This window comes from Labrys sp. E2SS-1L, assembly GCF_057073705.1.
This window is the reverse complement of record NZ_CP172712.1, coordinates 3,901,872-3,922,310: the sequence shown is the minus strand read 5'-3', so window position 1 is coordinate 3,922,310 and position 20,439 is coordinate 3,901,872. Positions and strand designations below refer to the sequence as shown.

Annotated in this window: 20 protein-coding genes; 11 read left to right on the top strand and 9 right to left on the bottom strand. The window is 63.4% G+C overall.

Features of this window, described 5'->3' with window-relative positions; all coding sequences use genetic code 11:
- Nucleotides 1-9 precede the first annotated feature (9 nt).
- A complete protein-coding gene (locus ACIGJE_RS18155; RefSeq protein ID WP_311934839.1) occupies nucleotides 10-138 on the bottom strand; it encodes a hypothetical protein in 129 nt (42 codons plus the stop codon).
- On the opposite strand from ACIGJE_RS18155, the gene ACIGJE_RS18150 reads away from it, so the two are divergent.
- Complete coding sequence (locus ACIGJE_RS18150; RefSeq protein WP_068297025.1) at nucleotides 137-505, top strand: response regulator; 369 nt, start codon at nucleotides 137-139, stop codon at nucleotides 503-505. The genes ACIGJE_RS18155 and ACIGJE_RS18150 overlap by 2 nt on opposite strands.
- Before the next feature lie 51 nt (nucleotides 506-556).
- Here the strand turns inward: ACIGJE_RS18150 and ACIGJE_RS18145 are convergent, their stop codons facing one another.
- Nucleotides 557-1,492, bottom strand: a complete 936-nt coding sequence (locus ACIGJE_RS18145; RefSeq protein WP_311934838.1) for a LysR family transcriptional regulator — start codon at nucleotides 1,490-1,492, stop codon at nucleotides 557-559.
- 126 nt (nucleotides 1,493-1,618) lie between these two features.
- Between ACIGJE_RS18145 and ACIGJE_RS18140 the strand changes: the two genes are divergently transcribed.
- The 8 genes from ACIGJE_RS18140 (at nucleotide 1,619) to rpe (ending at nucleotide 10,638) form a co-directional block, all read left to right on the top strand.
- Nucleotides 1,619-2,680 (top strand): class 1 fructose-bisphosphatase, encoded by a 1,062-nt coding sequence (locus tag ACIGJE_RS18140; RefSeq protein ID WP_311934837.1) that lies wholly within the window; start codon nucleotides 1,619-1,621, stop codon nucleotides 2,678-2,680.
- 14 nt (nucleotides 2,681-2,694) lie between these two features.
- Entirely contained in the window at nucleotides 2,695-3,570 is an 876-nt protein-coding gene (locus ACIGJE_RS18135) for a phosphoribulokinase (protein ID WP_311934836.1), read from the top strand.
- A gap of 74 nt (nucleotides 3,571-3,644) precedes the next feature.
- Nucleotides 3,645-5,669 carry a transketolase gene (gene tkt / locus ACIGJE_RS18130; protein ID WP_415081340.1) on the top strand — a complete coding sequence of 675 codons (2,025 nt, stop codon included), beginning with the start codon at nucleotides 3,645-3,647 and terminating at the stop codon, nucleotides 5,667-5,669.
- A gap of 48 nt (nucleotides 5,670-5,717) precedes the next feature.
- On the top strand, nucleotides 5,718-6,800 hold the full coding sequence (gene fba, locus ACIGJE_RS18125) for a class II fructose-bisphosphate aldolase (RefSeq protein ID WP_415081338.1): 1,083 nt from the start codon (nucleotides 5,718-5,720) through the stop codon (nucleotides 6,798-6,800).
- Nucleotides 6,801-6,888: 88 nt separating this feature from the next.
- Complete coding sequence (locus ACIGJE_RS18120; protein WP_311934833.1) at nucleotides 6,889-8,349, top strand: form I ribulose bisphosphate carboxylase large subunit; 1,461 nt, start codon at nucleotides 6,889-6,891, stop codon at nucleotides 8,347-8,349.
- A 13-nt stretch (nucleotides 8,350-8,362) separates the two neighbouring features.
- Complete coding sequence (locus tag ACIGJE_RS18115; RefSeq protein ID WP_311934832.1) at nucleotides 8,363-8,785, top strand: ribulose bisphosphate carboxylase small subunit; 423 nt, start codon at nucleotides 8,363-8,365, stop codon at nucleotides 8,783-8,785.
- 195 nt (nucleotides 8,786-8,980) lie between these two features.
- A complete protein-coding gene (gene cbbX, locus ACIGJE_RS18110) occupies nucleotides 8,981-9,925 on the top strand; it encodes a CbbX protein (protein ID WP_394308786.1) in 945 nt (314 codons plus the stop codon).
- 29 nt (nucleotides 9,926-9,954) lie between these two features.
- Nucleotides 9,955-10,638, top strand: a complete 684-nt coding sequence (gene rpe / locus ACIGJE_RS18105) for a ribulose-phosphate 3-epimerase (RefSeq protein WP_311934830.1) — start codon at nucleotides 9,955-9,957, stop codon at nucleotides 10,636-10,638.
- Between the two features lie 14 nt (nucleotides 10,639-10,652).
- Here the strand turns inward: rpe and ACIGJE_RS18100 are convergent, their stop codons facing one another.
- The 5 genes from ACIGJE_RS18100 to rnr all read right to left on the bottom strand — a co-directional run bounded on the left by ACIGJE_RS18100 (nucleotide 10,653) and on the right by rnr (nucleotide 15,132).
- A complete protein-coding gene (locus ACIGJE_RS18100) occupies nucleotides 10,653-11,261 on the bottom strand; it encodes an MFS transporter (protein ID WP_311934829.1) in 609 nt (202 codons plus the stop codon).
- A gap of 75 nt (nucleotides 11,262-11,336) precedes the next feature.
- On the bottom strand, nucleotides 11,337-11,504 hold the full coding sequence (rpmG, locus tag ACIGJE_RS18095) for a 50S ribosomal protein L33 (RefSeq protein ID WP_068297055.1): 168 nt from the start codon (nucleotides 11,502-11,504) through the stop codon (nucleotides 11,337-11,339).
- 171 nt (nucleotides 11,505-11,675) lie between these two features.
- Entirely contained in the window at nucleotides 11,676-12,389 is a 714-nt protein-coding gene (locus ACIGJE_RS18090; RefSeq protein ID WP_311934828.1) for an NUDIX hydrolase, read from the bottom strand.
- Between the two features lie 23 nt (nucleotides 12,390-12,412).
- The gene (locus tag ACIGJE_RS18085; RefSeq protein WP_311934827.1) at nucleotides 12,413-12,820 is read right to left on the bottom strand and encodes a DUF983 domain-containing protein; all 408 of its coding nucleotides are present in this window, start codon (nucleotides 12,818-12,820) and stop codon (nucleotides 12,413-12,415) included.
- Nucleotides 12,817-15,132 (bottom strand): ribonuclease R, encoded by a 2,316-nt coding sequence (rnr, locus tag ACIGJE_RS18080; protein WP_483678231.1) that lies wholly within the window; start codon nucleotides 15,130-15,132, stop codon nucleotides 12,817-12,819. The genes ACIGJE_RS18085 and rnr overlap by 4 nt, the downstream gene beginning before the upstream one ends.
- A gap of 490 nt (nucleotides 15,133-15,622) precedes the next feature.
- Here rnr and ACIGJE_RS18075 point away from each other — a divergent pair, with 490 nt between their 5' ends.
- Both ACIGJE_RS18075 and ACIGJE_RS18070 read left to right on the top strand, forming a co-directional pair.
- Entirely contained in the window at nucleotides 15,623-16,480 is an 858-nt protein-coding gene (locus ACIGJE_RS18075) for a 5'-nucleotidase, lipoprotein e(P4) family (RefSeq protein WP_311934825.1), read from the top strand.
- The gene (locus ACIGJE_RS18070) at nucleotides 16,470-16,874 is read left to right on the top strand and encodes a thiol-disulfide oxidoreductase DCC family protein (protein WP_311934824.1); all 405 of its coding nucleotides are present in this window, start codon (nucleotides 16,470-16,472) and stop codon (nucleotides 16,872-16,874) included. The genes ACIGJE_RS18075 and ACIGJE_RS18070 overlap by 11 nt, the downstream gene beginning before the upstream one ends.
- Before the next feature lie 15 nt (nucleotides 16,875-16,889).
- Here ACIGJE_RS18070 and ACIGJE_RS18065 read toward each other — a convergent pair whose 3' ends face one another.
- Nucleotides 16,890-17,648, bottom strand: coding sequence for a DUF2259 domain-containing protein (locus ACIGJE_RS18065; RefSeq protein WP_311934823.1), 759 nt, complete (start codon nucleotides 17,646-17,648; stop codon nucleotides 16,890-16,892).
- Nucleotides 17,649-17,745: 97 nt separating this feature from the next.
- Nucleotides 17,746-20,403, bottom strand: coding sequence for a type I DNA topoisomerase (gene topA / locus ACIGJE_RS18060; RefSeq protein WP_367622823.1), 2,658 nt, complete (start codon nucleotides 20,401-20,403; stop codon nucleotides 17,746-17,748).
- Nucleotides 20,404-20,439: the final 36 nt, after the last annotated feature.

Sequence of the window (20,439 nt, the reverse complement as noted above, 5' to 3'; positions counted from 1 at the left end):
ATCCGCGGTTCATTCTAGAGCAAAGTGCGTTTTGCTGAAAACGCTTCCTTGTTCTAACTCTTTGTATTGACGCGTCTTTGCGATTCCCGGCGATTGTGCCGGATCGAAAGATGCTTTGGCGCAGACGAGGGTCTTCATGGCCAAGAAAGTCCTGATCGTGGAAGATAACGAGCTCAACATGAAGCTCTTCCATGATCTGTTGGAAGCCAACGGCTACGACATCGTGGAAACCCGCAGTGGCATCAATGTGATGAACCTGGCGCGCGAGCATCGTCCCGACCTGATTCTGATGGATATCCAGCTGCCGGAGGTTTCGGGCCTCGAGGTGACACGATGGCTCAAGGATGACGATGAGCTGAAATCGATCCCGGTGGTCGCCATCACCGCTTTCGCCATGAAGGGCGACGAGGAACGCATCCGCCAGGGCGGGTGCGAGGCCTATCTGTCGAAGCCGATCTCGGTGGCGAAGTTCCTGGAAACGGTGCGCGGTTTCCTGGGAGAGTAGCGATCTTGAGGGGCATCGAGGGATGCCTGGATCCCAGAAGTTCTCGTTGTGTCAGTCGTGGCTGAGGGGCGGGCGCGGCAGGTATTGAGACGCCTCCCTGGCAATGAAATCGAGCGCTTCCTGGGCCGGGGGGAGCAGCACCTTGTCGACCCGGCGTACCACGAACCATTGCCGCGTCACCGGCAGGCCTGCCACGTCCAAGGTCACCAGGCGTCCGTCTTCCAGTTCGGTCGCAACCGTATGGGCCGAAAGGAAGGCGATGCCGAGATCGGCGATCACACTCTGCTTGATCGTCTCGTTCGAGTCGAACTCCATGCCGATATGGGGCGCAAGTTCCGTCTGCTCGAACAGGCGTTCCATCAGCATGCGCGTGCCCGATCCGGGCTCGCGCGTGAGGAAGGTCTCATGCGACAAATCGACTGCGGCAAGGCCTCGCTCCTTGGCCAGCCAGTGAGTGTGCGATGCGATGATGACATGCGGGTTCTGGCCGATCAGGTGCTTCTCGACCTCGATGTCGGGCGGCGGGCGGCCGGTGATGGCGACGTCGAGCTTGTAGTCGCGTAAGGCCTGCATGATTTCAGCGCGATTGCCGATCGACAATGTCACTTCGATCCGAGGATGCGCGCGCGAGAAGGCCGCGATGATGAAGGGGACGAAGTACTTGGCGGTACTGACGGCCCCGATCGAGACACGTCCGGCAGTTTTCCCGGAGATGATGCCCAGTGTCGCTTCGCAATCGGCAATGGCTGCCTCGATACGGCTGTGCAATTGCAGCATCTCGACGCCGGCATCGGTGAGGATCATGCCGTCGCCGGTCCGTTGCAGCAAGGGCAGGTCGGCAAGGTCCTGCAGATTGCGCAGCTGCAATGTCACCGCCGGTTGGGTGAGGTGCAGGGCCTTGGCGGCCGACGTCACCGAGCCGCTCGACGCGATGGCGGCGAGGGCACGCAGCTGCCGACGGGTGATGTCTCGCAGGCGAACGGCCATATAAGGAAAACTTTTGCAAAGGCGAAGAAAACAAAATTTCGATTATTTTCTATTTTCGGTCAAGCTCCTCGAAAGATCGCGAAATGACGATGCCTCGCAGGAGGCGTCATCCGGGGGAGAATGCCGATGACCGACAAGCCGACTCTGGACGCCTATCTCACCCGCCACGCTGGCAGTGACATGCTCAGGGTTGCGGTTGCCGAAGTCGTCGCCAGCCTCGCCGCGGCGGCCATCCGCGTGTCGGAGGCAGTGTCGCTGGGGACCCTCGCCGAGATCGTCGAGGAGGCCCGTGGCCACAACGCCGGCGGAGACGAACAGAAGGATATGGACGTCTGGGCCGACCGCCAGTTCCGGGAAGCTCTGAAGGTCTGCGCGATTGCGGCCTTCGCCTCGGAGGAAGTCGACGAACTGGAGATCTGGGATGCGAGCCAGCCTCTCTGTGTCGCCATCGATCCGGTCGACGGCTCCGGCAATCTCGAGCTCAACATGCCCGTGGGCACGATCTTTTCCATCATGCCGACACCGGATGAGTTCGTGCTGGCATCGGCGGCCGACCGCACCCTGGTCTGGCCGGCAGGCACCAGCCAGCTTGCCGCGGGCTTCGTCATCTACGGCCCGCAGACGACCTTGGTGCTTTCGCTCGGCGAGGAGGTGGACATTTTCACGCTCGACCGTCGCAGCGGCCACTTCCGCCTGACCCAGGCCAATGTCCGCCTGCCGGACCAGGACCAGCCGGAATATTCGATCAATGCCTCCAATTACCGGCATTGGGAGGAGCCGGTGCGGGCTTTCATCGACGAATGCCAGGCTGGCGCCGATGGTCCGTCAGGGCGCGACCACAACATGCGCTGGCACGGGGCACTGGTGGCCGACACGTTCCGGGCTCTCACCCGAGGCGGCATCTATCTCTACCCGGCCGACGCCAGGAGCGGCTACGGGCAGGGGCGCCTGCGACTGATCTACGAAGCCTATCCCATGGCTTTCCTGATGGAGAGGGCGGGAGGGGCGGGGTCGAATGGCCGTATCCGTATTCTCGATATCCGCGCGACCTCGCTGCATCAGCGTGTACCGCTGATCCTCGGGGCCACCAACAAGGTCGCTCGTTTGGAAACGCTGCATAACAGGCCGGGCTTGTGGCCGCCGACCTCGGCGCCCTTGTTCGCCAATCGCGGCCTCTTCCGCGTTTGAGCTCGGGGAATACCATGTCGATCAAGCATCCGATCATTTCCATTACCGGCTCGTCCGGCGCCGGCACGACCTCGGTCAAGCGGACCTTCGAGCAGATCTTCCGCAGGGAGAACATCGAGGCGGCCTATGTCGAGGGCGATTCCTTTCATCGCTATGACAGGGCAGAGATGCGGGCCCACATGGCGGATGAGGCGGCCAGAGGTAACAAACATTTCAGCCATTTCAGCCCGGAAACCAATCTGTTCGCGGAGCTGGAGGCACTGTTCCGCGACTATGGCAACCATGGAACCGGCACCACGCGCCACTATGTCCATGATGACGAGGAGGAGATTCTCTACGGGGCCCCGCCCGGCACGTTCACGCCCTGGAAGCCGCTGCCCTCAGGCACCGACCTGCTCTTCTATGAAGGGCTGCATGGAGCGGTGGTGACCGACGAGGTCGACGTTGCCAAATATGCCGATCTCAAGATCGGCGTCGTGCCGGTGATCAATCTCGAGTGGATCCAGAAGCTGCATCGCGACCGTAGCACGCGGGGTTATTCGACCGAAGCGGTGACCGACACCATCCTGCGGCGCATGCCGGACTATGTGAATTATATCTGCCCGCAATTCACCCATACCGACATCAATTTCCAGCGCGTGCCGACGGTGGATACCTCCAACCCCTTCATCGCGCGCTGGATCCCGACGCCGGATGAGTCGATGGTGGTGATCCGCTTTCAGGTGCCGCGGGGGATCGATTTTCCCTATCTGCTGTCGATGATCCCCAACAGTTTCATGTCGCGGGCCAACTCCATCGTCATCCACGGCTCCAAGCTGGATCTGGCCATGCAGCTCATCCTGACGCCGCTGATCCTGCAGCTGGTCGAACGCAAGAAACGCGCTGCCTGACAGCGCGCCCACAAGACACAGAGCCTTTCCGTGAACCACACCACCGTCTGCCCAGGGCAGCGGAATGGGAGGACATGCCCGTGAATATCTCGACACCATCAGCCACTTTCGAGACCTCGGTGCCGCATCGCGACATGGCCAATGCCCTGCGCTTCCTGGCCATTGATGCCGTGGAGAAGGCCAAGTCCGGCCATCCCGGCATGCCCATGGGCATGGCCGACGTCGCCACCGTGCTGTTCTCCCGCTTCCTGAAGTTCGATCCGTCGGACGCGGCTTGGCCGGATCGGGACCGCTTCGTGCTCTCGGCTGGACATGGCTCGATGTTGCTCTATGGCCTCCTGCATCTCACCGGCTACCCCGAACTCACGCTGGAGGAGCTGAAGTCCTTCCGGCAATGGGGCTCCAGGACGCCGGGACATCCCGAATATGGCCACACGCAAGGCGTGGAGACCACGACGGGCCCGCTCGGGCAGGGATTGGCGACGGCCGTCGGCATGGCCTTGGCCGAGCGCCTCGCCAACGCCCGCTTCGGAGACGATCTCGTCGACCACCATACCTATGTCATCGCCGGCGATGGCTGCCTGATGGAAGGGATCAGTCACGAGGCGATTTCGCTGGCCGGCCATCTCAAGCTCGGCAAGCTGATCGTGCTGTTCGACGACAACGAGATCTCGATCGACGGGGCCACCTCGCTCTCCTGCTCGGACGACCAACTCGCGCGCTTTGCGGCTTCCGGCTGGTCGGCGCGCCGGGTCGACGGCCATGACCGCGAGGCCGTGGCCAAGGCGATCGCCGAGGAACGGGCGACGGAACGGCCCTCGCTCATCGCCTGCCGGACCATCATCGGCTTCGGTGCGCCCAACCGGCAGGGCACCGAAAAGGTGCATGGTGCGCCGCTCGGTGCCGAGGAGAACCAGGCGGCGCGCGAGGCCCTCGGCTGGCCATACGAGCCCTTCGAGGTTCCGTCCGAGATCCGCGAGGCCTGGCTGGCCGTGGGTGCCCGCGGCAAGGCTGAGCACGAAGCCTGGCAGCAGAGGCTGCGCGATGTCGGCGAGGCCGAGAGGCGGCAGTTCGACGAAGCCCTCAAAGGCAAAGTGGGTGCTGAACTGAAGCGTGCCTTGGCCGATATCCGTCAGCGCTTTGCCAGCGAATGCCCGACGATCGCCACGCGGCAGGCTTCCCAGCAGGTCATCAATGCGATCGTTGCCGCTCAGCCCAATCTCCTGGGAGGCTCAGCCGACCTCACCCATTCCAACCTCACCCAGGCAAAGGGATTGCAACCGGTCCAGGCCGAGGATTTCTCCGGCGGCTACATCCATTACGGCGTGCGCGAGTTCGGCATGGCCGCGGCGATGAACGGCATCGCCCTGCATGGCGGCTTCATCCCCTTTGGCGGTACCTTCCTGGCCTTTGCCGACTATTCGCGACCGGCGATCCGGTTGGCGGCCCTGATGGGGCTACGCGTGATCCATGTGATGACGCATGATTCCATCGGTCTCGGCGAGGACGGCCCGACCCACCAGCCCGTGGAGCATCTGGCGGCGTTGCGGGCCATTCCCAACCTTCTGGTGTTCCGGCCAGCGGATGCCGTCGAGACCGCCGAGGCCTGGGAGTGCGCGTTGACGGCCGAAAGGCAGCCTTCCGTGCTCTGCCTGTCGCGCCAGGCGCTGCCGACGCTGCGTTCCGACTGCGGCGTGAATGGGGTCGCGCTCGGCGCCTATGTCCTGGTCGAGCCGCCAGGGGTGCGTGACGTTACCTTGATCGCCACGGGCTCGGAGGTTTCGATCGCCGTGGAGGCGGCCGAACTCCTGGCGAAGGAGGGCATTCGCGCCGCCGTGGTGTCGGCACCCTGCTTCGAGCTCTTCCGACGGCAGGGGCCGATCTATCGCCAGGCGGTCTTGGGAACGGCTCCGCGCATCGGCGTGGAGGCGGCGGTCGAAGGTGATTGGCCGCGCCTGCTCGGGGCGGACGGCGTCTTCATCGGCATGACAGGCTTCGGCGCCTCGGCGCCGGCCGGCGACCTCTACCGGGAGTTCGGCATCACCGCCACCGTCATCACAGAGGTCGCGCGCCGGCTCGTGTCCAGGCCAGCCGAATAGTTTGTCAGTCTGTAAATTTCAAAAGTCGCATTTGAAACGGAGGGCAGCATGGCCCGTATCACCCTCAGGCAATTGCTGGATGACGCTGCCGAGCATGGCTATGGCGTGCCAGCCTTCAACATCAACAATATGGAGCAGGCCCTCGGCATCATGGAGGCTGCGGCAGCCGTCGATGCGCCCGTGATCCTGCAGGCCTCTCGAGGCGCGCGCTCCTATGCCAACGACATCATGCTGGCGAAGATGGTCGAGGCCCTGGAGGAGATGTATCCGCAGATTCCCCTCTGCCTGCATCTCGACCACGGCAATGAGGAGGCGACCTGCGCGACGGCGCTGCGCTACGGTTTCACCTCCGTGATGATGGATGGCTCGCTCGAGGCCGACGCCAAGACACCGGCAAGTTACGACTACAATGTCGCGATCACCCGCCGTGTCGTCGATCTCGCCCATTGGGTCGGTGCTTCCGTCGAGGGGGAACTCGGTGTGCTCGGTTCGCTCGAGCAGGGCGGAGGTGAGCAGGAGGATGGCCACGGCGTCATCGGCGAAGTCAGCGATGACCAGTTGCTCACCGATCCCGATCAGGCGGTGGATTTCGTGCGGGCCACCAGGGTCGATGCCCTGGCTATCGCGATGGGTACCTCGCATGGTGCCTACAAATTCAGCCGCAAGCCCGATGGCGACATCCTGGCCATGCATGTGATCGAGGAAATCCATCGTCGCATGCCCGGTGTGCATCTGGTCATGCACGGTTCCTCCTCGGTGCCGCAGGAGTTGCAGGACATGTTCAACGCCTTTGGCGGGGAGATGCCGCAGACCTGGGGCGTGCCGGTCGAGGAGATCGTCCGGGGCATTCGGCATGGCGTGCGCAAGGTCAATATCGATACCGATTGCCGGCTCGCCATGACCGCAGCCTTCCGCAAGGTCGCCAGCGAGAACCGCAGCGAGTTCGATCCACGCAAATTCCTCAAGCCTGCCATGGAAGGGCTGAAAACCCTCTGCCGCGAACGTTTCGAGGCGTTTGGCACGGCGGGACACGCCTCGCGGATCAAGGTCGTTCCGCTGCCCGAAATGGCCCGGCGCTATCGCGCCGGCAGCCTGGAACCGAAAGTTGAAGGCCTGGCGGCCGCAGCCTGAGGCGCTTTGCGATGCAAGGGCTCATCAAGCTCGCAAGGACGCGTCGAGACCAGGGACTGGCGCAATCCACCCAATCAAGGAGGACGAGATGAATGTGAATACGCAAACCGTCCGCGGCAAGGATCGCTACCGGTCCGGCACGATGGAATACAAGAAGATGGGCTATTGGGAGCCCGACTACGAACCCAAGGACACGGACGTCATCGCGCTGTTTCGGGTAACCCCCCAGGACGGTGTCGATCCTATTGAGGCCTCGGCGGCCGTGGCGGGTGAATCCTCCACCGCCACCTGGACGGTGGTGTGGACGGACCGGCTGACGGCAGCGGAAAAATACCGGGCCAAGTGCTACAGGGTCGATCCGGTGCCGAACGCGCCTGGCCAGTACTTCGCCTATATCGCCTACGACCTCGATTTGTTCGAGCCGGGTTCGATCGCCAATCTCTCGGCCTCGATCATCGGCAATGTCTTCGGCTTCAAGCCCTTGAAGGCGCTGCGCCTGGAAGACATGCGCTTCCCCGTGGCCTATGTGAAGACCTTCCAGGGACCGGCGACCGGCATCGTGGTCGAGCGCGAGCGGCTCGACAAGTTCGGCCGGCCGCTGCTAGGGGCCACCGTCAAGCCCAAGCTCGGCCTGTCGGGCCGCAACTATGGACGCGTCGTCTACGAGGCGCTGAAGGGGGGGCTCGATTTCACCAAGGATGACGAGAACATCAACTCGCAGCCCTTCATGCATTGGCGCGAGCGCTTCCTCTATTGCATGGAAGCCGTGAACAAGGCACAGGCCGCGTCCGGCGAGATCAAGGGGACCTATCTCAACGTTACCGCCGGCACGATGGAGCAGATGTATGAGCGGGCCGATTTCGCCCGGGAGATCGGCTCCAACATCGTGATGATCGACCTGGTGATCGGCTATACCGCGATCCAGTCGATGGCGGCCTGGGCGCGCCGCAACGACATGATCCTGCATCTGCACCGGGCCGGCCACAGCACCTATACGCGCCAGAAGAGCCATGGCGTGTCGTTCCGCGTCATCGCCAAATGGATGCGGCTCGCCGGCGTCGACCATATCCATGCCGGCACCGTGGTCGGCAAGCTCGAAGGCGACCCGAATACCACGCGCGGCTATTACGATATCTGCCGCGAGGACTTCAATCCGACCAACCTCGAACATGGTGTCTTCTTCGACCAGCACTGGGCCAGCCTCAACAAGCTGATGCCGGTGGCGTCCGGCGGCATCCATGCCGGCCAGATGCACCAGCTTCTGCACCTGCTCGGCGAGGACGTGGTGCTGCAATTCGGCGGCGGCACCATCGGCCACCCTCAGGGAATCGCCGCCGGCGCCACGGCCAACCGCGTGGCGCTGGAAGCAATGATCCTCGCCCGCAACGAAGGGCGCGACTACCTGCATGAGGGCCCGGAAATCCTGGCCAGGGCGGCCAATAGCTGTACCCCGCTCAAGCAGGCGCTCGAGGTGTGGAAGGACGTCACCTTCAACTACGAATCCACCGACACGCCGGACTTCGTGCCCACCGTCGCCGTCACCGCCTGAAGGGAGAAAGACGATGCGTATCACACAAGGGTGTTTTTCCTTCCTGCCCGATCTCACCGACGAGCAGATCGGCCGGCAGGTGCAATATTGCCTGGAACAGGGCTGGGCGGTGAACATCGAGTTCACCGACGATCCCCATCCCCGCAACACCTATTGGGAGATGTGGGGCCTGCCGATGTTCGACTTGCGCGATGCGGCGGGCGTGATGATGGAACTGGCCGAATGCCGGCGCGTCTATGGCGATCGCTATATCCGCATCTCGGGCTTCGATTCCACGCATGGCTGGGAGTCGGTGCGTATCTCCTTCATCGTCAATCGCCCGAAGGACGAGCCCGGCTTCCGCCTCGAACGTCAGGAAAGCGTCGGACGCAACATCCGCTACACCACCCACAGCTATGCCGCGGACCGGCCGGAAGGCCAGCGCTACGGCTCATAGGCTCGGATTTGGGCGGAAGTGGACAGTCTCGTTACCTTCCCCCTCCAGGGGAGGGTAAGCGCGGCGCCCACCGGCTCTATGTCTAGTCGTTCCCAGTCCGGCTGATGACGGCAGTGCCTCCCGTCTCTGGCGACCAGCCGGACAACTTGCTCCGTCGCCCCTGGGGCGGCGGAGTCTTTATCGGCGAGGATCACCATGCTCGATGCAAACACCGTGAAAGTGGCCGCCGAGACCGGTACGCCGGCAGCTGAGACCATCGATCTCAGGCAGGAGTTCGAGGCGGTCGGCATTGCCGATGTCTTCGCCCAGCTCGATCGCGAACTGGTCGGCCTCAAGCCGGTGAAGACGCGCATCCGCGAGATCGCTTCGCTTCTCATGATCGAGCGCATCCGGCAGAAGATCGGCCTGGCGAATGATCCGCCGACCCTGCACATGTCCTTCACCGGCAATCCCGGTACCGGCAAGACCACGGTAGCCCTGCGCATGGCCGACATCCTGCATCGCCTCGGCTTCGTGCGGCGTGGACATCTGGTTTCGGTGACGCGGGACGATCTCGTCGGCCAGTATATCGGTCACACCGCACCGAAGACCAAGGAGATCCTCAAGAAGGCGATGGGCGGCGTGCTGTTCATCGATGAGGCCTATTACCTCTACCGCCCCGAGAATGAGCGCGACTACGGCCAGGAATCCATCGAGATCCTGCTGCAGGTGATGGAGACGCAGCGCGACGATCTGGTGGTGATCCTGGCCGGTTACGAAGATCGGATGCAGAAATTCTTCGCCAGCAATCCCGGCTTCCGCTCGCGGGTCGCCCATCACATCGATTTTCCCGATTATGAGGAAGGCGAACTGCTGTCGATTGCCGAGCTGATGCTGCAGGAGCGCAATTACCGCTTCGATGCGCAGGCGCGGGCGGCGTTCATCCGCTACATCGAGTTGCGCAAGACCCAGCCCTTGTTCTCCAATGCGCGCTCCATCCGCAATGCCCTCGACCGCATCCGCCTACGCCAGGCGAGCCGGCTTGTCGACGACCTCGACCGCAGGCTGACTGCGGACGACATCATGACCATCGAAGCGGCCGATGTTCTGGCGAGCCGCGTCTTCGCCAAGGGCGCACAGCCCGATGGCGGAGGCGCCTGACCAAGATTGCAAGGGAAAGGAAGATCATCATGGCAGAACCGATCGTGATCGCGCCCTCCATCCTGTCGGCCGATTTCGCGCGGCTGGGCGAGGAGATCAAGGCTATCGACGAGAGCGGGGCGGACTGGATCCATTGCGATGTGATGGACGGGCATTTCGTGCCCAACATCACCTTCGGGCCCGATGTCATCAAGGCCGTCAGGCCCTACACGAAGAAGCCCTTCGACGTGCATCTGATGATCAAGCCGGCCGATCCCTATCTGGAAGCCTTTGCCAAGGCTGGTGCCGACATCATCACCGTGCATGCCGAATCCGGCCCTCATCTCGATCGCTCGCTGCAGGCGATCCGCTCGCTGGGCTGCAAGGCGGGGGCGACGATCTGCCCGGCGACGCCGGAAAGCGTGCTGGATTATGTGCTCGACCGTCTCGACCTCATCCTGGTGATGACGGTCAATCCGGGTTTTGGCGGGCAGGCCTTCATCACCTCGCAGCTCGACAAGATCCGGCGCATCCGGGCGATGATCGGTACAAGGCCGATCCGTCTCGAGGTCGATGGCGGCGTCAACCCCGAGACGGCAGCCCTGGTAGCCGCGGCCGGCGCCGATACCCTCGTGGCAGGATCGGCCGTGTTCCGGGGCGGGGCTGCAAATTATGCCGGCAATATCGCGGCCATCCGCGAAGCAGCGGAAGACCATGTCCGCAAGGCGGCGTAGCGGCAGGATGCGGCTCAGTCAAAAACGGTCTCGATTTCCGCCCGCCTGGGCGTGGTGACGAACGCAGCCTGCAGGATGAGCACGATCACGCCGAGAGCTGCCGAAGCGAAGGCAATGTCGCGCCAGCTATAGAACGCCGTGACATAGCCTGCCACGCCGGGACCCACTGCGGCGCCGAGGAAATAGAGGGCGAGCAAGATGCTTATGGCATCGCTCCGCCACTGGCGTCGCGCATTGTCGGCCGCAAAAGCAAGGCTGACGGAAAGAAGGCTGCCGGTCGCGGCTCCCTGAAGCAGGCGGCCGATGGCCCAGACGGAAAAATCGGGAGCAAGTCCCCCCAGCGTTTCGCCAATCACGAAGACGGACGTTGCGGTCAACAAGAAGGGTTTGTCACCGACCACCGCCCGCAGGCGTCCGCCCAGTGCGAGGAATACGATGAGGAACAGGAAAACGCCGGAGGTGACGGCGCCTATGAGCGCGTAGGAGAGCGCGAATTCCTGAAGGATGGCCGAGAGGCTGACCGTGGCGGCGCCGGAACCGAAGCCGACGACCAGGAGGGTGCAGGCGAGGATGAAGAACTGCAAACCGCGCGAGGGCCCGCGAGTTTCGCCGGATATCGACATCTGTAACCTCCCACGAACCTTGCAAAAACAAAGGGCGCCCCGAAGGCGCCCTTGATTCCGATCCGGAAACCGATCTTACTTGATCTTGGTTTCCTTGAACTCGACGTGCTTGCGCGCGACGGGGTCGTACTTCTTCATTGCGAGCTTTTCGGTCTTGGTACGGGTGTTCTTCTTGGTGACATAGAAGTAGCCCGTGTCTGCCGTCGAAAGCAGCTTGATCTTGATGGTGGCGGCCTTGGCCATGGTGATGCTCCGAATATTGCTACCGGACCGTATCGGCTAAGGCAGCAAAGCCGCGCAATGGCGCGGCCCTTTTGAATCTTGGCGCACACTACTCATGGAAGAGCCGAAGTCAACCAAAAGAAGCGCATGCCGGCTGGAATTGTGCGGCCATGATGGCCATTCGTGCCTCTCCTAGATCTCCTCCCGGCTCCGCACCCCCCGTTGCTCACGATAGAAGGGCACGGGGACATCCTTCTCCAGGCCGATTTCCAGTCTCTTGGCGACTTCCTCGAGAATGGTGCGGGTGATCCAGACCAGATCTTCCGCCCGGGCTTCGTCGAAGGAGAGCCATTTCGTCTCGATCAGCTCCGAGTCGGGCCCCACGACGCCTTCGGTCCGGTGCGCGATGGAGTTCGCATCGGCCACGAAGAAGCGCGTGTCGAATCGGCGCTTCATCGCCGGCGGCGTGATGGCGCGGGCGACGAAATGCAGGCTTTCGGGCGAGGGGAACACCTCGTGTTCGGCAAAGGCGCGCCAGTGCTCGCTGCTGGTGGCGGGAGCACCGAGCCCTTTTTCGCCGAGCAGGATGCCGGTTTCCTCGAAGGTTTCCCGGATCGCGCACAGGGCCAGTGCCCTGGCCTTGGCCGGGGAAGGGCTGACGACACGCGTGAGCAAGCCGCGTTCGGTATGGGCGGCCAGCGTGCCATAGGCGCTCATGCTGCGATCGGCCGGTTCGACGCGCCCGCCGGGAAACACCATCACGCCGGGCATGAAGGCATGACCGGCATGCCGCCTTCCCATCAGGACGCGCGGCGTCTTGCCGGTGCGATCGAGCAGGATCAGCGAAGCGGCATCGCGGGGGTGGACGGGACGGGGTTTGGAGGGCGAGGACGGGATTTCGGACATCGGTTCAGCAAGAAGGAAATGGCTCAGTACGGAGAAAGCGTATCGGGATCCGGCTTGCCGGAAAAACCATGCATGCGATTCGCCCATTGCAGCCCGATGATGGCGCCCTTGATCATCGGCAGCAGGACCAGCGACAGCACGATGGTCAGCGTACCGAAGATCACGCCGAGCGACCAGAGCGGCATCTCCGTCTCGATCACGCAGGTGAGGATGCCTGCAACCACGATGTGGCCGACGATCAGCATGGTGAAATAGGGCGGAGCGTCGTCGGCACGGTGATGCGACAGATCCTCCCCGCAGACACTGCAGCGAGGAGCGACCTTGAGATAGGAGGTGAAGATCTTGCCCTTGCCGCAATTGGGGCAACGCCCGAAGGCGCCCCGCCGCATGGCGAGGGCCGCATCGCGCTGCTCGGGCCGATATTCGTTCATCGCCGACTTCCCTTCCCGGCGCGCTTGCCTTTGAGCGCCTTGGCCTTGCGTTTGGCCGCATTGCCCTTGCGATCGGTGATCCGCGGCCGCTTGACCACGCCGACCTTTCGGCCGGGCGCGCGGCGCCGCTGGCCATCCGAGACGATCTCGAAGCGTAGCGCACCGGCAAAGGGCGCTGCCTCCACCAGCTTCACCGACACCGTGTCGCCAAGCTGGAAGGATTCACCCGTGGCTGCACCGATAAGCTGATGCGCGTTCTCTTCGAAGCGATAATAGTCGTGACCGATCGTCGCGGCGGGCACGAAGCCGTCGGCGCCGGTTTCGGCGAGCTTGACGAACAGGCCCGACTTGATCACCCCGGAGACACGTCCCTGGAAGATCTCGCCGACATGGTCGGCAAGGAAATGGGCGATCAGGCGGTCGATGGTCTCGCGCTCGGCCGTCATGGCGCGTCGCTCGCAGGCCGAGATCCTGCCGGCGATCTCGCTCAGCATGGCAGGCGTCATTTCCGTCGGCAGGCCGTCATCGCCCAGATGCAGGGCCCGGATCAGGGCGCGATGCACGATCAGGTCCGAATAGCGGCGGATCGGCGAGGTGAAATGCGCATATCGGCGCAGGTTCAGGCCGAAATGCCCGATATTGTCGGCTGAATATTCGGCCTGGCTCTGCGAGCGCAGCACCACGTCGTTGACGAGATGAGCGTTATCGGTGCCTGCGACTCTTCCCAGGATGGTGTTGAACTGGCTCGGCCTGAGCGCTCCCTGCTTGGAGAGCGGGATGTCGAGCGTGTGGAGGAACTCGCGCAGGGCGATGATCTTCTCCATCGAAGGCTCGTCATGCACGCGGTAGACCAGCGGCGTCTTCTTGGCTTCCAGCGTCTCGGCGGCCGCCACATTGGCAAGGATCATGAACTCCTCGATCAGCCGGTGGGCGTCGAGGCGCTGGGGAACGACGACCCGGTCGACCATGCCGTTGGGCTTCAAGAGGATCTTGCGCTCCGGCAGATCGAGATCAAGCGGCCCGCGGCCGTCACGCTCCGTCCGGAGGCAGGCATAGGCGGCCCACAAGGGCTGGAGCACAGGAGCGAGCAACGGGCCCGTGACTTCGTCGGTATCGCCGTTGATGGCGCGCTGGGCCTGCTGGTAGGAGAGCTTGGCGGCCGAACGCATCATCACGCGATGGAAGCTGTGGCGCAGCTTGCGCCCATCAGCGGCGATGATCATGCGCACGGCCAGCGCCGGCCTGTCCTCGTTGGCCCGCAGCGAGCACAGGTCGTTGGAGATGCGCTCCGGCAGCATCGGTACGACGCGGTCGGGGAAATACACCGAATTCCCCCGGATCAAGGCTTCACGATCGAGGGGCGAATCCGGCCTGACATAGGCGGCGACATCGGCGATCGCCACGGTCAGGATATGACCGCCTGGATTGGCCGGATCGGGATCCGGCTCGGCATGGACGGCGTCGTCATGATCCTTGGCATCGGCCGGGTCGATGGTGATCAGCGGCAGGCGCCGCCAGTCTTCGCGACCGGACATCGTCGCCGGCTTGGCCGCCTCCGCCTCCTCCAGCGTGTCCTTGCGGAAGACATAGGGAATATCATGGGCATGGATGGCAATCAGGCTGATCGCTTTCTCGCTACCAACCTTGCCGACGCGCTCGACGATGCGCGCCATGGGCGGGCCATGGCGGGCGCCACGCAGGGGCTCGATGGCGACGAGTTCGCCATCTTCCGCCTTTGCGGCATCGTCAGGACGCACGAGCATTTCGCGCCCGGCATTGCGCTTCTCGATCGGAACGATCTGGCCTTCGCCGTTTGGAAGGCGGCGGAAGACGCCGAGAATACGCTGGCGCAGCCGCTCCAGCACCTTGATCACCCGCCCGGTCGGCTGATGATCCGAGCTGCCGTCGGCCATGCGCAGCAGAACCCGGGAGCCAACACCGGGGGCAGCCCCGCCGAAGCGCTTGGGAACGGTCACCACGATGCGTGGCGGCTTGCCATTGTCCTCGTTCCAGTCCGAAGGGGTGGCGACGAGCTCGCCGTCGCGATCGCGGCCGGTGATGTCGGCGACGACGGACGAGGGCAGGGCGCCGGGCGCATTGAAGCCCTTGCGGCTGCGCTGCACCACACCTTCGTCGGCAAATTCGTTGAGCAGATGTTTGAGGGCGATCTTCTCGGCCCCGCCCAGGCCGAATTCACGGGCGATCTCCCGTTTGCCGGCGCGGCCATGCGACCGGGCGATGAAAGCGAGGATGTCTTCGCGGCTGGGCAGGGCGGGTTCCAATGCCTCGGCTTGTTTGTTTTTACGAACCACAGAAATTATTCCGAATTGGCGTTGGCGGCCCGGCATGCCCAGGGAAAGCGGGCAGTGGATCCGGTGTCATCATAGACCAACGCATGGGGTATTTGTCGAAGCCAATCGTGGACATCGCGCATTTCCGCAACGTCCTGCGCGATTGGCAGCTCTGTCTGTCGAAGGAAGAGATTGTCGAAGCGCTCTGCGCGGCGATCCGGATGGATCCCACAGCGCGGCAGAGCCATGTTTGGCAAAACGCGGAACGGCAGGAAACTCAACGTGCCGGGACAGACTGTCCAAAACCCTCGAGCGATCCACAGGCACTGGCGGACGGAGGGACGGTTCGATCGAACCGGACATGGAGCCATATAAGTCCCCATGCTTGGTTTGTCAACGAAAATGCTGCGTTGCAGCATTCTAGCCGCGTGTCCTCGAGAACATGCCGCGTTGACCCACCGGGGAGCGATGATATCGTTTCTGTTTTGCGGGTCCAAACCGGGAGTACGGTATGCGTGGTGCACTGATCGGACTTTACCTCTCATCGACGCTTGTCGCGGCTTCGGGCATACCTGCTCCGGCCCAGGCGCAGGACAGCGCCAAGCCCGACGACAATCTCAATGCCGTGCTGTGGGATCAGACCGCCGTGGAAGCCAAGGCCAATGCGACGGCCATGTTCGCCCTGGCGAAGATCAGGCTCGACCAGGCCCTGGCCGACCCCGCCTGGACGGCCGCGCCCGTCGAGCAGACCGGCGATTTCAAGGATCATCCGCCGGCGATCGTCCTCGATGTCGACGACACTTTGCTGAACACCTCCAACTACCAGGCCTGGAACGTCAAGGCGGGGACACGGTTCACGCCGGAAACCTGGACGAAATATGTCAAGGCGCAAGTCGATACCGTCATCCCTGGCGCGGTTGAATTCACCCAATATGCGGCCTCGAAGGGGGTGAAAGTCTTCTACGTCACCAACCGCACAAAGGAGGAGGAAGAACCGACAGTGCAGTTGATGACCAAGCTCGGCTTCCCCGATGGTGGCAATGTCGACACCTTCCTCAGCGCCAAGGAGCAGCCGGACTGGAAGTCGGCCAAGGGCACAAGGCGTGCCGTGATTGCCAAGGATTATCGCATCCTGCTGCTGGTCGGCGATAATCTCGGGGACTTCACCGATGCCTATAAGGGAACGCCGGAAGAGCGCGACAAGGTCTTTGCAGACAATGCGTCCCATTGGGGACATGACTGGATCGTGATCGCCAATCCGACCTATGGCTCGTTCGAATCCGCGCCCTACAAGAGCAATTACGAGCTTTCGGCTGACGAGCAGCGCAAGCTCAAGATCGAGGCGCTGAAGAGCTGGGATGGCCAGTGAGATTGTAAAAGCCGGCGGCGCCCGTCCCCTCACGGTCTGGTACAACACCAGATGCCCGGTCTGCGATGCCGGCATCCGGCATCAACGCAACCGGCTCGTGGAAGCGGTCAAGGCCGGACGCATCGAGTTTCTGGACATCAATCTCGAACCGGATGCCCTCGTGCGTTTCGGCGCCAGCCTCGACGATATCAGGCGACGCCTGCATGCGACGGACGAGGAGGGCCGTCTGCTGGTCGGCGCCGACGTCGCTCTGGCCATCTGGCGGCGCACGCCGGGACAGGCCTGGATCGCCGGCCTGCTCGGTGCACCGGGGATCCACACGCTGACCTGCTTCGCCTATGACCGCTTCGCGGACTTGCTGTTTGCCTGGAACAAGCGCCACGGGCGGTGGTAGCGGACCTGGCTTCCATCACGGCAAGGGAACGGGGATGGCGAGATGGCGTCGGTCAGGTTCCTCCCAGCTATGAGGCCAATAGCTCACCAATGCCACGAGCCGCGGCTTGGCATTGGCCGGCTTGTAGACGAAAAGCGCATTCAGTCCATTGGACTGGGAACAGCCGCGCTCTTGCCCGGAAGCCTCGTCGACATAGACGATTTCATTGTCCCTGTTGTTCTCAGGCAAGGTGCGCACCAGTGAAAAGCTCTTGAGCTTGTCGCGTCCGAGAGCCGAGCAAGCCGCATCGGTGATCGTGCGGGGCAGGACGTCCACCGTGACGTCCCCTCCGGGAACAGCATCGCCGATGCTGAGATTCGTCGCTTCGGCGGCCATGGTGGCGTAGGCCTGGTCGGGGAGTGGTGGATCGAAGAGCCGTGCGCCCTCATACACGGCCTGTCGGGTCGGTTTCTCGCCGATTCCGAGCCTGGTCAGCAGCGGCTCCACCTTTTTGCGCGCCTCGGTGCGGGCGGCGTCTTCGGGGCCTTCCTTGTCATGCTCGATGGTGAAGGGCGCGTCGGGCACGGATTTGCCCGTGTCGAGATCGATGACGGAGATCGTGCTGTAGGGATGGATCGAGGCATCGTGCGTGCCGTATTCCTCGAAGGCGAAATAGCGACCGTCCTTGGAAAAGCCAATGATGTCGGGCGTGGCGGCATCACCGGCGAGGGCGGCTGCAAGGGCCAGGCCGTTCAGAAGGGCTGCGCCGATCAGCCCTGCAACGCGACGAACCATAACACTTGCCTCCAGCCTGCATGAGAAGAGCAGGCTAGAGGCCTGGAGCGCCCTGAGGAAGTCCCGGCGGGAACAGGGTTCCAGCTGGGCCCAGTGATCAATCGGTATCGAACGGCACCTCGTCGGAATCGACGATTGCCTTGGTTGCCTTCTTGGCAGCGGTTTTCTTGGTGGCCGTGGCTTTCTTGGCCGGCGCCTTTTTGGCGGTCGCTGCCTTCTTGGTCGCCGGCGCCTTGCCGCCCTTGGCCGCAATGAGCTCGATGGCCTGTTCCAGGGTCACCGCGTCGGCTTCCATGCCCTTGGGCAGGGTGGCGTTGACCTTGCCATTGGTCACATAGGCGCCATAGCGGCCGGGCTTGACCTCGACGCTGCCGCCACCGGGATAGTCGCCGAGGGGACGGCCCGCCGGCGCACCGGCGCCGAAACGGCGGCCTGAACCTCCGCTTTCCTTGGTGAGGATCAGGGCGATGGCCCGGTTGGCGCCGACGGCCAGTACGTCGTCATCCTTGTCGAGATTGGCGTAGGTCTTCTCATGCTGGACATAGGGGCCGTAGCGGCCGATGCCGACCAGGATCGGCTTGCCGCTGTCGGGATGCACCGCGACTTCCTTCGGCAAGGAGAGCAAAGCCAGGGCCCGTTCGAGATCGACATTGGCCGCGCTCATGCCGCGGGGCAGGCTTGAACGCTTGGGCTTCTCGCCTTCGCCGAGCTGGACATAGGGACCGAAACGCCCATCGCGGAGGGTGACGTCGAGGCCGCTCTCGGGATCCGTGCCAAGCTTGCGCGTTCCGGCTTCGCCACCGCCATCCGCTTCGCCATTCTGACCGGCGCCGGCGGAGAAATTGCGGGTGTAGCGGCATTCCGGATAATTGGAGCAGCCGATGAACGCCCGCCCTTGCCTGGTCAACTTGAGCGAGAGCGTGCCGGTGCCGCACACCGTGCATTGGCGGGGATTAGAACCGTCGCCCCGGTCGGGGAAAATATGCGGCGCAAGCAGGTCGTTGAGGGCGTCGATGACCTGCGTTGTGCGCAATTCCTTGGTGCCGTCGATGGCCGACGAGAAATCGCGCCAGAAGTCGCGCAGCACTTCCTTCCAATCGAGCTCGTGGTTGGAGATGCGGTCGAGCTTCTCCTCCAGGGCCGCGGTGAAGTCATATTCGACATAGCGGGCAAAGAAGCTTTCGAGGAAAGCGGTGACGATGCGGCCCTTGTCCTCGGCCTTCAGGCGCTTCTTGTCGACCGAGACGTAGTCGCGGTCGCGCAAAGTGGCGAGCGTGGCCGCATAGGTCGAGGGACGCCCGATGCCGAGCTCTTCCATGCGCTTGATCAGCGTGGCCTCGCTGTAGCGCGGCGGCGGCTCGGTGAAGTGCTGGGTGGCGGCGATCGCCTTCTTTTCCAGCGTTTCCCCGGACGCCATGGCGGGCAGGCGCTTGCCGTCCTCCTCGTCGCCATCGTCGTCGCGGTCTTCATTATAGAGGGTCAGGAAGCCGTCGAACTTCACGACCTGGCCGGTCGCGCGCAGATCGAGCTTGCGTCCGCCTGCTTCGACCAGGATGTCGACCGTGGTGCGCTCGAGTTCCGCCGACGCCATCTGGCTGGCGACCGTACGCTTCCAGATCAGTTCATAGAGCCGGGCCTGCTCGTTGTCGAGGAAACGGGTGACGTCCTTGGGCGTACGGAAAGGATCGGTCGGCCGGATCGCCTCATGGGCTTCCTGGGCGTTCTTGGCCTTGGTGATGTAACGGCGCGGCGTTTCCGGCAGATAGCCGGGCGCATAGCTCTTGCCGATCATGCTGCGCACGGCGGTGACGGCTTCCGGTGCCATGTCGACACCGTCGGTACGCATATAAGTGATCAGGCCGACCTGCTCACCATTGAGATTCACACCCTCATAGAGACGCTGGGCGATCTGCATGGTGCGGTTGGGTGACAGGCCGAGCTTGCGGCTGGCTTCCTGCTGCAGCGTCGACGTGGTGAAGGGCGGGAAGGGATTGCGCCTGGCAGGCTTGGCCTCGACGCTGGCGACGACGTAACGGCCCCGGTCGAGGGCGTCACGGAAGGCGAGAGCTTCCTTTTCGGTACCGACGTCGAGGCGTTGGATCTTCTGCCCGTCCGCGCCGACGAGGCGCGCTTCGAACAGATCGCCGCGCGGCGTGGCCAGGGTGGCGACGAGGGACCAGTATTCGCGGGCGACGAAGCGCTCGATCTCGAGTTCCCGGTCGCAGACCAGGCGCAGGGCCACCGATTGGACACGGCCGGCCGAGCGGGCGCCCGGCAGCTTGCGCCACAGCACCGGCGACAGACGGAAACCGACGAGATAGTCGAGGGCACGGCGGGCGAGATAGGCGTCGACCAGGCCTTCGTCGATCTCGCGCGGCGCCTTCATCGCCTTCAGGACAGCGTCCTTGGTGATGGCGTTGAAGGTCACGCGTTCGACCGGGATATCCTTGATGGCGCGCTTCTGGCGCAGGATCTCCAGCACATGCCAGGAGATCGCCTCGCCCTCGCGATCAGGGTCGGTTGCCAGAATGAGCTTGTCGCTCTCCTTCACCGCCTTGGCGATGTCGCTGAGGCGCTTGCCGGCCTTGGCGTCGTTCTCCCACACCATGGCGAAATCGGCGTCGGGCTCCACCGAACCATCCTTGGCCGGCAGGTCGCGCACGTGACCATAGGAGGCGATCACCTGGTAGTTGGAACCGAGATATTTGTTGATCGTCTGTGCTTTGGCAGGCGACTCAACGATGACGACAGGCATGGGCGGGCCGTTCAATACGCGGAAAACGAAATCTCC

Coding starts and splice junctions, on each gene's coding strand:
- ACIGJE_RS18150 (WP_068297025.1), top strand. CDS start 137: ATGGCCAAGAAAGTCCTGATCGTGGAAGATAACGAGCTCAACATGAAG.
- ACIGJE_RS18155 (WP_311934839.1), bottom strand. CDS start 138: ATGAAGACCCTCGTCTGCGCCAAAGCATCTTTCGATCCGGCACAATCG.
- ACIGJE_RS18145 (WP_311934838.1), bottom strand. CDS start 1,492: ATGGCCGTTCGCCTGCGAGACATCACCCGTCGGCAGCTGCGTGCCCTC.
- ACIGJE_RS18140 (WP_311934837.1), top strand. CDS start 1,619: ATGACCGACAAGCCGACTCTGGACGCCTATCTCACCCGCCACGCTGGC.
- ACIGJE_RS18135 (WP_311934836.1), top strand. CDS start 2,695: ATGTCGATCAAGCATCCGATCATTTCCATTACCGGCTCGTCCGGCGCC.
- tkt (WP_415081340.1), top strand. CDS start 3,645: ATGCCCGTGAATATCTCGACACCATCAGCCACTTTCGAGACCTCGGTG.
- fba (WP_415081338.1), top strand. CDS start 5,718: ATGGCCCGTATCACCCTCAGGCAATTGCTGGATGACGCTGCCGAGCAT.
- ACIGJE_RS18120 (WP_311934833.1), top strand. CDS start 6,889: ATGAATGTGAATACGCAAACCGTCCGCGGCAAGGATCGCTACCGGTCC.
- ACIGJE_RS18115 (WP_311934832.1), top strand. CDS start 8,363: ATGCGTATCACACAAGGGTGTTTTTCCTTCCTGCCCGATCTCACCGAC.
- cbbX (WP_394308786.1), top strand. CDS start 8,981: ATGCTCGATGCAAACACCGTGAAAGTGGCCGCCGAGACCGGTACGCCG.
- rpe (WP_311934830.1), top strand. CDS start 9,955: ATGGCAGAACCGATCGTGATCGCGCCCTCCATCCTGTCGGCCGATTTC.
- ACIGJE_RS18100 (WP_311934829.1), bottom strand. CDS start 11,261: ATGTCGATATCCGGCGAAACTCGCGGGCCCTCGCGCGGTTTGCAGTTC.
- rpmG (WP_068297055.1), bottom strand. CDS start 11,504: ATGGCCAAGGCCGCCACCATCAAGATCAAGCTGCTTTCGACGGCAGAC.
- ACIGJE_RS18090 (WP_311934828.1), bottom strand. CDS start 12,389: ATGTCCGAAATCCCGTCCTCGCCCTCCAAACCCCGTCCCGTCCACCCC.
- ACIGJE_RS18085 (WP_311934827.1), bottom strand. CDS start 12,820: ATGAACGAATATCGGCCCGAGCAGCGCGATGCGGCCCTCGCCATGCGG.
- ACIGJE_RS18075 (WP_311934825.1), top strand. CDS start 15,623: ATGCGTGGTGCACTGATCGGACTTTACCTCTCATCGACGCTTGTCGCG.
- ACIGJE_RS18070 (WP_311934824.1), top strand. CDS start 16,470: ATGGCCAGTGAGATTGTAAAAGCCGGCGGCGCCCGTCCCCTCACGGTC.
- ACIGJE_RS18065 (WP_311934823.1), bottom strand. CDS start 17,648: ATGGTTCGTCGCGTTGCAGGGCTGATCGGCGCAGCCCTTCTGAACGGC.
- topA (WP_367622823.1), bottom strand. CDS start 20,403: ATGCCTGTCGTCATCGTTGAGTCGCCTGCCAAAGCACAGACGATCAAC.